At 39.1% G+C, this 12071-nt stretch carries 11 protein-coding genes; 7 read left to right on the top strand and 4 right to left on the bottom strand.

Going from position 1 to position 12071, the window contains the following annotated elements; genetic code table 11:
- Positions 1-120 precede the first annotated feature (120 nt).
- From IJ00_RS29830 to IJ00_RS01180, 4 genes are all read left to right on the top strand, one after another.
- A complete protein-coding gene (locus tag IJ00_RS29830) occupies positions 121-252 on the top strand; it encodes a hypothetical protein (protein WP_256388835.1) in 132 nt (43 codons plus the stop codon).
- Positions 253-447: 195 nt separating this feature from the next.
- On the top strand, positions 448-933 hold the full coding sequence (locus IJ00_RS01190) for a hypothetical protein (protein ID WP_035149201.1): 486 nt from the start codon (positions 448-450) through the stop codon (positions 931-933).
- Between the two features lie 106 nt (positions 934-1039).
- On the top strand, positions 1040-1810 hold the full coding sequence (gene cysE, locus IJ00_RS01185) for a serine O-acetyltransferase (protein WP_035149199.1): 771 nt from the start codon (positions 1040-1042) through the stop codon (positions 1808-1810).
- Positions 1811-1860: 50 nt separating this feature from the next.
- Positions 1861-2298 carry an NUDIX hydrolase gene (locus IJ00_RS01180; RefSeq protein WP_035149196.1) on the top strand — a complete coding sequence of 146 codons (438 nt, stop codon included), beginning with the start codon at positions 1861-1863 and terminating at the stop codon, positions 2296-2298.
- A 297-nt stretch (positions 2299-2595) separates the two neighbouring features.
- Here IJ00_RS01180 and IJ00_RS01175 read toward each other — a convergent pair whose 3' ends face one another.
- Entirely contained in the window at positions 2596-5193 is a 2598-nt protein-coding gene (locus IJ00_RS01175) for a tetratricopeptide repeat protein (RefSeq protein WP_201782657.1), read from the bottom strand.
- A gap of 363 nt (positions 5194-5556) precedes the next feature.
- Positions 5557-5787, bottom strand: coding sequence for a peptidoglycan-binding protein (locus IJ00_RS29825; protein WP_035149193.1), 231 nt, complete (start codon positions 5785-5787; stop codon positions 5557-5559).
- A 1075-nt stretch (positions 5788-6862) separates the two neighbouring features.
- On the opposite strand from IJ00_RS29825, the gene IJ00_RS01165 reads away from it, so the two are divergent.
- Genes IJ00_RS01165 through IJ00_RS01155 form a run of 3 tightly spaced genes read left to right on the top strand, consistent with a single transcriptional unit; the run spans position 6863 to position 9911 of the window.
- The gene (locus IJ00_RS01165; RefSeq protein WP_035158270.1) at positions 6863-7660 is read left to right on the top strand and encodes an SDR family NAD(P)-dependent oxidoreductase; all 798 of its coding nucleotides are present in this window, start codon (positions 6863-6865) and stop codon (positions 7658-7660) included.
- Positions 7661-8509, top strand: coding sequence for an MIP/aquaporin family protein (locus tag IJ00_RS01160; protein ID WP_035149190.1), 849 nt, complete (start codon positions 7661-7663; stop codon positions 8507-8509). It begins immediately after the preceding gene.
- 58 nt (positions 8510-8567) lie between these two features.
- Positions 8568-9911, top strand: a complete 1344-nt coding sequence (locus tag IJ00_RS01155) for a 2Fe-2S iron-sulfur cluster-binding protein (protein WP_035149187.1) — start codon at positions 8568-8570, stop codon at positions 9909-9911.
- On the opposite strand, the gene IJ00_RS01150 is transcribed toward IJ00_RS01155, so the two are convergent.
- Together IJ00_RS01150 and IJ00_RS01145 are read right to left on the bottom strand one after the other, a co-directional pair.
- The gene (locus tag IJ00_RS01150; RefSeq protein WP_035149184.1) at positions 9908-10930 is read right to left on the bottom strand and encodes a mechanosensitive ion channel family protein; all 1023 of its coding nucleotides are present in this window, start codon (positions 10928-10930) and stop codon (positions 9908-9910) included. The two genes, IJ00_RS01155 and IJ00_RS01150, sit on opposite strands and share 4 nt — an antisense overlap.
- 78 nt (positions 10931-11008) lie before the next feature.
- The gene (locus tag IJ00_RS01145) at positions 11009-12043 is read right to left on the bottom strand and encodes a DUF389 domain-containing protein (RefSeq protein WP_035149182.1); all 1035 of its coding nucleotides are present in this window, start codon (positions 12041-12043) and stop codon (positions 11009-11011) included.
- Positions 12044-12071: the final 28 nt, after the last annotated feature.

The following is a 12071-nucleotide window of genomic DNA, read 5'->3' as shown; positions in this document are numbered from 1 at the left end:
TAGCGCCACAATGAACTATGACGAGAGCCAAAACCCTGATTCTTTGCTGGGTGAAATTCAGGAATTATCTCCATAGCTTGTGCTTTTGTGTAAGTGCTAATTAAATTTACCTTGCCAAATTTGAAGTTATTCAGAGGATTTTGCCTAGTAGCAGACTCTATGCTGGCGATCGCCTATGATGGAGAGGAAGTATCTGCCACAAAGCCGGGGGTTTGGCTAAGAGGGGCAACCAAGTTATTCATATTTGGATAAAATATCGATCTGAGAATTTCTTCTTCGGTCTGAGATTGTGACGCTGAACCTTCAGAGGAACAACCCCTAGTCAAACACTAACGCTGAGGGCAATACCTGTCCCCTAGCATAATATTACAATCTCATGATTGTTATTCAGACAAAATTTGCCCAAGAAATTGTTTTCTTTCCCCCCATCTGGGATAGAGGACAGCCATGAGACAAGATTCCCTGCGAATGAAATATGTCAGTCTGGGGCTATTGGTTGCCCTGAATTGGGGTTTAGTATTTCCAGCCTTCGCCAATAACGCCAATTTTGGTAAAATTATCCTCTCTCCCGGATTCTCTCCCGATAAGGGGAAAGTCACGGGCTATACTGGCGGTTCCTACCCCCTATCAGCAATTAGTAACCGCGATCGCCAAGGTAAACCCTGCATTGGTTTTGCCGATACCACTCCCGACCATATCATGGAGTTAAAGCAAGACTTTTCCCAATTAAATATTCAGGTTAGTAGCGGTCAAGATACAACTATCCTGATTCAGGGACCTAACAACGATACAATCCGTTGTGGAGATGATACTGGTCGAAATAAAGATGCCAGCATTCGCGATAGTAAATTTAAAAAAGGTACCTATCGGATTTGGGTAGGTATTTTTAACTCTGGAGCCAAACATAATTACACCCTGACTGTAGAGGAATAGTTGATAGAGAATAGGAAAAATTTCCTTCCCCGATTTTTCTGCTGAGGTATCACCGAAAAAGTTAATATAGGATGTAACCTGTTTGGCAACACGAGGCTGTGCAAACGTGCTATCTACACTCCTAACAGACTTTCGGATTATTTTTGAACGCGATCCAGCCGCTCGTAACTGGTTGGAAGTATTATTCTGCTATCCTGGATTGCAAGCTCTATTATTCCATCGACTAGCCCACTGGTTAAATCATCTCGGTATTCCCTTTCTCCCCCGCTTCATTTCCCATCTTGCTCGATTTCTCACAGGAATTGAAATTCACCCCGGTGCTGTGATTGGTAAGGGTGTATTCATCGACCATGGTATGGGTGTTGTGATTGGTGAGACTGCGATTATCGGTGATTATGCCCTGATTTATCAAGGTGTCACCCTGGGTGGAACTGGAAAAGAAAGTGGTAAACGTCACCCGACTGTCGGTGAAAATGTTGTCATTGGTACCGGAGCCAAAGTTCTCGGAAATATTCTGATTGGGAATAACGTCCGCATCGGTGCGGGTTCTGTAGTACTGCGAGATGTCCCCTCAGATTGTACCGTTGTTGGCATTCCTGGTAGAATCGTTTACCGCTCTGGTGTCCGTGTTGCTCCCTTGGAACATAGCAATTTACCAGATTCGGAAGCGGAAGTTATTCGAGTTTTAGTTGATAGAATTGAGTCCCTAGAAGAGAAGATACAAACCCTCGAAGATGCTCGTCAACAAACACCGCAATTGAAACAAGCTGTTTTAGTCGGTAGTTTGACTCTGGAACCGGACATGGTTACGGATGCTCCTTGCTGTAATATTCGAGACAAAAAAATTCAGGAATTTCTCGATGGTGCCGGAATTTAGTGGCTACCTGGGAAGATGGGTGATATAAAAAAATAAATTATGTCACCATCATGAGTCATAAAATTGCAGAAGTAGCGATCGCCATCCTCTACCAAGACAACAAGTTCCTCATGCAGCTGCGAGATAATAACCCTGCGATTCTCTACCCAGGGTATTGGGCATTTTTTGGGGGACATTTGGAGATGGGAGAAACTCCAGAAACAGCCGTGCAGCGAGAAGTTTTAGAAGAGATTAATTATACTTTGCCCCCAAGTTTTGCTTTTTTTGGCATTTACCCAGATGCTAAAGCTATTCGTCACGTCTTCCATGCTCCCCTGGAAGTGGGATTAGAGAAGTTAGAACTGAACGAAGGTTGGGATATGGGTTTAGTTCCCCTAGAAGATGTGATTCAAGGAAAATCCTACTCGGCGATCGCCCAGGAATTTAGACCAATTGGACCTGCACACCAAAGGATATTATTAGACTTTGCCCAGGAATTTTTACCCTAATTATAGAAATTACACAAAAGCCACCGAATTAAGTCATTATGTTTGCGTAGCATGTCTGGAACGGACGAACAGAGCGACGTAATCTCCCGAAATCTTAGGATTGTTTCCTTTTCAAGCAGTGCTTCAAACCAAACAATGAAAAATTAAGGGTTTTGAAGATTTATTATACCTAACTCGGATTGCGTAAGCCCTGAATTATTCTCGATAGAATCTTCAGCTAAGAGCAACTATTCCTACTCTTAGCTTGTAGAGAAACATCAAACTTTTACAAAATTTCTCAAAGCAATGCCAGATGATTTAGGGAATTGTGCTGGGTACAGTTGATTGACTATCTGGAGAATTCTGGTTTTCAGATTGCGTTGGAGGAGTTTGGGGATTTTGATTAGAAACTTCTTCCGTTGGAGGACTAACTACTTGAGGATTTTGATTGTATTCAGAATTACTGACTGGCTGCTTATTATTACTTGTAGAAGCAACTTTAAATTTCGGCATCTTATACATTTTTGCCAAAGCTTCAATGAGTGAAAAATCATAAACGCTCAGAGCTTTGTCATCGTAGCAATTTGGAGCGTTAGGATCTTGCTCCATATATCCATGAACAAGGCTAAATAGCTCTGGGGGAACATTAGTAATATTTTCTGTATATCTGAGTTGTTCACCTGTAACGTATGCAAAACAAATAGCTCTGACATTGAGAGCATCATTATCAGCAACCTTAAGGTTTTTCAACTCATCTAAATTTGATTTAAAAAGACCTGCCACCCCTTCTGTCCAATATTTATGACGATATTCTTCATCTTGTAAAGCTTTATTATCTTTTGGAGATACTAATAAGTCTTGAGTAGTCGAAATAACCGAACCATTTGTTCTGGCTAATTGTGTCAGATTTAATAACTCTTTGTTGAGTTTTTCTGGAGTTTGTTCATTTTTCGTCAACAATTTTGTAATTTTCATCCAAGCACGTTGGTTAAAAAGATGAGCTTGCCTGAGGTTTTCATCGGTGACTGAAGGTTGTATCCGTGAATCAGGGGGATTTTTGAAGAAAAAATCAACCAAACTCAATCGAGCATACCTAGTCATACCTTCGATATTGTCCAGAGATGCAGCTTTTTTGTAATAGTCTTTCGCTTTTACTAAATCTCCAAGATGTTCGTAAGACATCCCTAAACCAATTTCGACTTCCGCTTTGTCTTCATCGCTATTAATGAATTTTTTTGCTTGAAGAAAGCTATCCTGAGCTTTCAACCAGCTTGTATTTTGTAAATGTGCTTGTCCTTGATTGATATAGACTTTTCCCCACATTGGTAATGAGACAGCGACAGTACCAGTAATTGTTGTCATTCCAGCAGCGATCGCTAATGCTGTAGGAGCTTGTTTATGAGGTGGTAATTGTAAATTCGTAAATAGCTTTTCCAGTGTCTTTCTACCACCACTAGTTAATGCAGCTGCACCACCAGCACCTAAACCGATGACTTGCAATACTGCTGCCATATTTTGCGATAAATCAGCTTGTTGAACCTCTTGTCCTTCGACTTTTTGGAAAAATACCTGGCTGCTATAAGCTGTAAAAGCAGCACCAACACCTAAACAAACTACCGCTAAAGTGTTAAATAACCAATCTTTACGTGTTCCCGGTTCTTCCTCAGAACCAACGATCGCCGGTTTAAGTTCCCACCACCAACGATTTTGACGCTTTAAGCTATCTTTCCATTGTCTGATTTGGTTATCTTTATTTAAATCCAACCGATACTGCTTTAATTTGTTGTCTAAGGCAATTATTTGTCTGGCAAGCTTTTCGGGAACGGGTTTATCTCGATAAGCTCCCTCAACTGCTTCCTCTAACCCATCACGAGCTAACAGGGTATCCAAAAGTTGCTGAGAGGAAGGTGGTTTGCTGTTTTCAATTATATGAATAGTTTTTTCGTAGCGCGCGATCGCTTCATTGGGTAAGGGAACAGAACGGGTAAAAGACCACCACCAATTCATCTCTGGTGGTTTGAGATTATTTTTCCACTCATCAACGATATCATCGTTGGCAAAAGCTTGAGATTGAGATTTTAAACGTTTGTCTAATTCAATTATTTTTGCAGTCAAGTAGTGAGGTGGTTGTTGTTGCTTAGTCCAAGCTTTTTCGACAGCATCCCGTGCTAGTAACACCTCTAATAATTCTTCAGAAGTTGCTTTTGGTGGTAATTCTAAAGCAAATAAAGCCTTTTCGTAACGCTCAACCGCTTGAGTTGGAATCGGTTCAATATCGCTAAGTTCCCACCACCATGTATTTGGTGTAGTTTTGCTTAAACTTTGCTTCCAATCCTCTAACTTCACTAGTTTGGTAATAACATCTGCAAGTCCCCTTAAACGCTCATCTAAATCAATGACAACTTTGGCAATATGCTCTGGTAAAGGTTGATTATCGCGAGAAGTTTCAATCGCATCACGAGCTAATAATACTTCTAAAACTTGTTCTTTTTGAGCATTGGGAAGAGCTGCTTCCAACACAGAGATAGTTTGTTGATAGCGCTTTGCTACCTGGGTTGGAGACATTGCCAAAGGATACTTCAAGTGCCACCACCACATATTTGGTGCAGCATTCAAACTATCTTTCCATTGCGCTAATTCGTCATCTTCGCTGAGGATTTTCGCTTGTGCTTTCAGACGCTCATCTAAACTTAACAGTCTCCCATAAGTAGCTCCAATCGGATTTTGATCCATTTGTCTTTTTTTCTCAACCCCATCACGGGCAACCAAAACAGCAACTTTCTGGTCAAATGTTGGCTGAGATTGTCTTTCTTCCAATGCAATTAAAGCTTCTTCATAAACATCAAGTGCTGTATCTAATGCAGACTTTGGTGCAACACTAGATTGTACAGGTGCTTGTCCATTTACCTGAACCATTGTTTTTATACTCCTTTGCTAATTTTTATCTAGATTTAAATTTAGTCAACATAGGATTAGAGAATAAAATTCGTGGCGTTGCGGTTAGCCATGTCAGGGTAGAATTTCGTACTAATGGGAACGAATTATGAATATTTATATCTGCTAATTTATCCTATATTTGTGCAATATCAAATTAATTTATGAAGCTAATGTTTTTAGAGAAGCAAGTCAGTGAAAAAGCTAAAAAAGACTCAATTTATTTGAACTATTCATTCTCATAATAAATGGTAGTGCCAGAATAGTTCTGGCACTAATAAATACTATGTTGGTCACATAAAATGCAACTCACATATCAATGCTTTTGACGCAAAATACTATTTTTTAGCAAGCTGCTTGGCACATTAAAGCATTCCATGTATTGGGACCAACAATACCATCAGCAACAAGACCATTCGCGTTTTGGAAAAGTCTGACTGCACTTTCAGTTACAGGACCAAAAGCACCATCAGCACTCAAAGAATATCCTAATGCTTGCAAAGTTTGCTGTACCATATAAACTTCTTGACCTTCGCAATAGTTTTGCAAAGAGTAACCAGGGTAGTCTAAAGGCATTTTTATCTCCTATTTATATCTTGATTGAGTTTTGCAGATGAGTTATGGTTCATGGTGACATACACCAAAATTGTTCCATTCTCATTCAAAGCTCACAATTCCTAAGTACACCAAATCGAATTGTCTAAAATTCGTGGTTATTAAGGAATTAAAATAACTTGTAATTTTATGATGAAGTTGTGAGCTTCTAGGTATATTTTGATGTGTATCAACAAGTTTGTCTTCAGTGAACTTACTTAAGAGAATTAGTGTTTCAATAATATAGGCAGCAATGATTCGTAGTTTGTTCCCTGATATCTTATACCTCTATGTATAAATACGCTAAAACCAAAAAGCTACAGGATATAACGATAATATCCTGGTTTACTTTTAACTCTAAATCAAGACTTTAGCTTGACATTGAGTATTTTAGTTAAGTAAGTCGGTGAGAATAAACCTAACTATGTAACAGAATGTAAAATCGGCATAACCCTTGAGATTGCTAGAGCCTACGGCACGCTACGCGAACATTTCACTTCGTTTCATTCGCAATGACATAGCGTGAATTATTGAAACCGTTCTACTTACATCAATTTTTCTTGGTGAAATATGTGATCGCCCAACGGGAGTATTTTTCGCATCCACAGTACATGAAAGAAACACAAAATAAAATTTAAATAATACTTAAAAATCTTACAAATAAAGCTAATAATATTGGCTGTGTTTAGCCTGATTATCTCTGCTTCAGTCTTTCACTTTCTGTAATAAATCAGCAGTATTGAGATTAAGGTTAAAATTTGCTGAGAAAATGATAAAAACTAGAGTCGGAGAATCTCAGCATTACATACAAAAACTCTTAGAATCTCATAATCTTCAGCTTGATTACTCCAGTAACAATCAAGTTAAATCAAGTTACAGAAAAAAATCACATTCTTGATTTTAGTTGCCTAGGAGGCATCTCAAGCTATGAACATTCAAGAAAAAATCAGTTTTATGCGACTTTTGGTGCTGCCAATTTAGGCAATGGATAATACCAGTGTGTGAATTTTGGATGGCACAACCCTACTTCATGCAAACAAATAACCAAAAAAAGTTTATGAAACTTCAAGATAAAGTTGCTTTAGTGACTGGTAGCAGTCAGGGAATTGGGCAGGGAATTGTTTTGCGTCTTGCTCAAGAGGGTGCAAATGTAATTATTAATTATCGCTCTCACCCAGAAGGAGCTGAGGATACCCTAGCAAAAGTGGAAGCTGTAGGCGGAAAATGTTACATGGCTCAGTGTCCTAAATCTCATGGCTTTACGATTAAAGCAGACTTAGGAAGCGTTTCGGAGGTGCAGCAATTAATCGCCGAAAGTATTGAGCATTTTGGCAAGCTCGATATTCTGGTAAACAATGCCGGGATTGAAAAACACGCACCCTTTTGGGAAGTAACAGAGGCAGATTACGATGCTGTGATGAATGTAAATTTAAAGGGCGTATTTTTTGCGACTCAAGCCTTTGTTCAACATTTAATTGCCACCAACCGGACTGGAAAAATCATCAATATCAGTTCGGTGCATGAAGAACTACCATTTCCCAATTTTGCGGCTTATTGCACTAGTAAAGGTGGAATGAAAATGCTGGCTCGCAATTTGGCAGTTGAGTTAGGTGCTTTAGGTATCACAATTAATAACGTCGCCCCCGGAGCGATCGCAACCCCGATTAATACCAAGCTGTTAAATAATCCAGAAAAATTAGGTGCATTGTTGCAGAATATTCCCCTTGGTCGTCTTGGTCAACCCCAGGATATCGCCTCTATGGTAGCGTTTTTGGCTTCTGGGGATGCAGATTACATCACAGGTAGCACCTTTTTTGTAGATGGTGGATTGCTTTGGAATTATCAGGAACAGTAGATGAATACTTTACACCGTCACTATCCCGAATACTTGATGGAAGCTGCGGGATTGGGCATTTTTATGATTTCTGCTGCGGTGGTGACTGCACTGCTAGAACATCCCGCTTCACCAATACAACAGGCAATTTCTGAACCATTTTTACGACGGTTCATCATTGGGGTGGCGATGGGATTAACAGCGATCGCAATTATTTACTCTCCTTGGGGTAAGCAATCTGGGGCACATATCAATCCGGTTGTCACTTTTACTTTCTTCCGTCTAGGTAAAATTAAGCCTACTGATACAGTTTTTTACATTTTGGCTCAATTCGTCGGTGGATTTCTGGGGTTAGTATTTGCAACAAAGTTATTAGAGCCAGCATCAGTCAAGTTTCCCAAAGGACTTGCCGACCCTTCTATAAATTACATTGTTACAATTCCGGGAACGGGTGGTGTCGGTATCGCATTTATTGCTGAACTCAGTATATCCTTTGGTATGATGCTGATGATTCTATTTGTATCAAACATTCCCAAACTGTCACGCTGGACTGGGATTTGTGCAGCAGTATTAATTACAACCTATATTACCCTGGAAGCGCCCCTATCTGGGATGAGTATGAATCCCGCTCGTACCCTTGCATCGGCGATTCTGGCTCAGAATTGGACAGCTATCTGGGTTTATTTCACCGCGCCACTTTTAGGAATGCTTTTGGCTGCTGAGGTATATGTGCAATCAAAAGGTAAAAGGGCTGTATATTGCGCCAAATTAAATCATCACAATCACAAACGTTGTATTTTTCGCTGCGGTTATCGTCAAAATAGCAGTAATGGACAGTCGATTTTAAGTGATAAGTTACCTAGTCTTTAATGTCGGGATGAAATTTATCTAAATTCCAAATTCAAAAATCGTGGAGGAGGGGATATTTATGCTAGAAAGTTTGGGAAGAATTAAAAATCCATTAGTTAGAAGTTTAACGGCAGCAGCAACTACTTTTTCTGTCACCACCTTAATGGCAGCTTTAGTAATGGGTGTGACAAATCCCAAAGGTAAATTGGATTATCGATTGGGGACATATTCCTCATTACTAGGAGCAGGTTGTGGTGCTATTTTGGGTTTGATTTACACAAGTAAAAGCAAAGATAAAAAATCAGTTTCCGACCTGAGGGAATATCAATATCATCAAGGAATATCTGATAATACTTGGAAAGATTGGCGAAATTTTGTCATTGTTCGCAAAGTCAAAGAGAGTGAAGAAATCACATCTTTTTACTTGCAACCTGAAGATAAGGAGGAAATCCCTAACTTCCAGCCAGGTCAATTTTTAACAATTAAACTGGATATTCCTGGACAAAATAAACCTGTAATTCGTACTTATTCTCTTTCTGATTATACTCAGCCCTGCAAATATTATCGTCTCTCAATTAAGCGCGAACCAGCACCCCAGGACTTAGATGTACCACCAGGAATAGCATCTAATTTTATGCATGATTTTATTCACGAAGGTTCAATAATTCCTGCCAAACCACCCAATGGGAAGTTTGTTCTAGATGTGCAAAAATCCATACCTGCGGTATTAATTAGCAATGGTGTAGGAATTACTCCGATGATTAGTATGGCAAAAGCTGTGACTAGAATTAATCCTCATCGCTCAATTTGGTTTGTACATGGTGCTAGGGATGGCAGATATCATGCTTTTCGTGATGAGATGATGGATATTTCCCAACAAAATTCTCATTTAAATGTGCATTACCGCTATAGTCGTCCGACTCCTGGAGATACGGGAAAATATCATAGTATTGGTTATGTTGATGCGGCTTTAATTCAACAGTTAGTTGGGCAAGAAGCTGAATATTTCCTGTGTGGTTCTCCAGCTTTTATGCAGTCAATTATGACAGGATTGAAGGCATCGGGAGTATCTGAAAGTAGAATTTTCTTTGAATCTTTTGGTAAACCCATGAAACTTACATCGGAAAAACAATCACTTGATGTAACTGTTGGTGAGGGTGTGAAAGAAGCAGAAATTGTGTTTGCCAAATCTGGGAAAACATTGAATTGGCAGGAAGGGGACGGCAGTATTTTAGAATTTGCCGAAGCTCATGATATTAATCCACCTTTTAGTTGTCGAGTGGGTGTTTGTGGAACTTGTATGTGTAAAATAAATGGGGGGAATGTGAATTATCAGGAAGAACCAACTGCGGAGATTGATGAGGGTTCGGTGTTGATTTGTATTTCCCAACCTGGAAGTTCTAGGGTAGTGTTAGATATTTAGTTAACATTTTCTGTTTTTCCATCGTTTGTAATATGGGAATCAACCTTGCCATTTTGTTGCGCCTGTACTTGTGCCAAGTGCCTGATAGAATCGCTGATACGGCGAGGTTTTGGGAATTCACCTTTACCAGCAACCCAACCTTCACGTTGACGAGATCTGTCTCCATCCGTCTCTTCGGTTTGGTCATGGAATAAAATTTGTCTGGTTGGATAAGGCAAATCTATACCGTTTTCCGTGAGCTTTTTCTTAATTGCACAGAGAACGCGATCGCGTGATGTTAGATCATCTATACGTCGTGGTGGATCAATCCACCAACGTGCGCGGATATTAACGGTACTTTCGGCTAAATCCATCACCAACACATCAGGAGCGGGGTCTTTTAAAACCTCTTTAACACTATGCATCGCTTCCAAAATTAATTCTTTGGCTATATCTATATCATCGCCATAACCAATGCCAATATCGTATTGTAACCGACGATTATTAAAAGCAGTATTGACAGTCACAGAATTAGTAAATAGCTCTGAATTAGGAATTAGAATTCGCCGACCATCATATGTTTTTATAGTTGTCGCGCGTGTTTGAATGTTTTCTACAGTTCCTTCAAAGTTTTTAAATACAATTTGGTCGTTGATTTGGAAAGGTTCGGTGAGTAAAATTAAAATACCTGCTAAAAAGTTTTGTAAAATATCACGAAAAGCAAAACCAATTGCGACCCCACTAATCCCCAATAGTTGAATTAAATCGTTTGCTTTAAACGTTGGTATCACAATCGATAGGGCAACAAATAAACCGATTAAAATTGTTGTTCCTTGTGCTAATCTTCCTAATACCATTCCTAAACTTCGGGCTTGGCGATGATTATGGGTCAGACGCTTGACGACTTTCTTAATTGATCTAGCAATATAGAGGAAGATAGCAAAAACAATTAATGCTATCACCATATTCGGTAGTAGGATAATAAATCCATTAATCATCCCCTGAATTTTGTCCCAAACTGCGGATATATCTGCCTTCATCTGTATTACCTATTGAAACACTGTCTTTTTACGTGTATTTTATTAGCTTTTATTAAAAAATAATTCTACCTAAAGTTATTATTTTTGTTCTAAATTTTGAGATTTTTCTAAATTAAAAGTTGTCATATTTCTTCTAACTTCTTCAATTTGTCCAACCTCAAATATTAAAGTAAAAGGTCTTCCCATTTCTTTTGCTAGAAAATCTTCTAATAACCTGACTTGTGTAATTGTCACTGGTTCTTTGGCTCTTACACTTAATCGAACTTGTGGGGGATTTGTTAACCAATTAGTATCACTTTTAATTAAATCTAAGCGTTGAAATGTGAGGGTACGATTGAGTAATATCTTTTTTACACTACTTTCGAGTCGTGCTTGCTGAACTAATCTACTAAAGCTAACAGTTAAAGGAATCAGCAAGGTACTGATAAATAATAAAGTCAGAATTAAAGGTGTTCTGGCTTTGTGAAGTGGAGAATAGCCGACAATAAAAAACGTCAACATACATGCAAGGGTAATACCCAGCAGATTTGTCAGATAAAGTAAAGTTGCTCCCTGACTAAGTGACCAATTTGCTTGTGATATTCCTAAACCAATAACACAAACAGGAGGCATTAGGGCGACAGCGATCGCTGTTCCTGCTAAACTGGTGGAAATCTTGGGTTGAACTTTGGCATAACCGCTAATACTCCCAGCACCTACTGCAATTCCCAAATCTAATAAGGTAGGTTTTGAACGAGATAGTACTTCACTCCCAAAGTTCGCAATCCCAACCAGCCAACCGAGACTGCAAGCGATTGCTATTCCCAATACTGTTCCGACTATAATTGCAATAATAGCTTTACGAAATAGCTCTACATTAGCCGACAATGCACCAAAAGCTAAACCACGAATAGGTAGCATTAATGGTGCAATAATCATCGCTCCAATAATTACCGCAGTGCTATTACTGAGTAAACCGAAGCTAGCAATAGCACAGGAACCAATAATCAAAATTAAGTAAGTTGCATTTATGCTAGATTCTTCTAGCAATTCTGTTTGTATTTGCTTTATCCGTATTGGTTCTAGCCTATGTCGTCTAAAATTCCTGAAGCGATCGCGAATAGCAAATAGCAAAATTTATCTACTCCTCTAACTAGAGCTT

The sequence above is a fragment of the Calothrix sp. 336/3 genome, from assembly GCF_000734895.2.
Taxonomy (GTDB): Bacteria; Cyanobacteriota; Cyanobacteriia; order Cyanobacteriales; family Nostocaceae; genus 336-3.
This window is presented reverse-complemented; position numbering and strand designations above follow the sequence as displayed.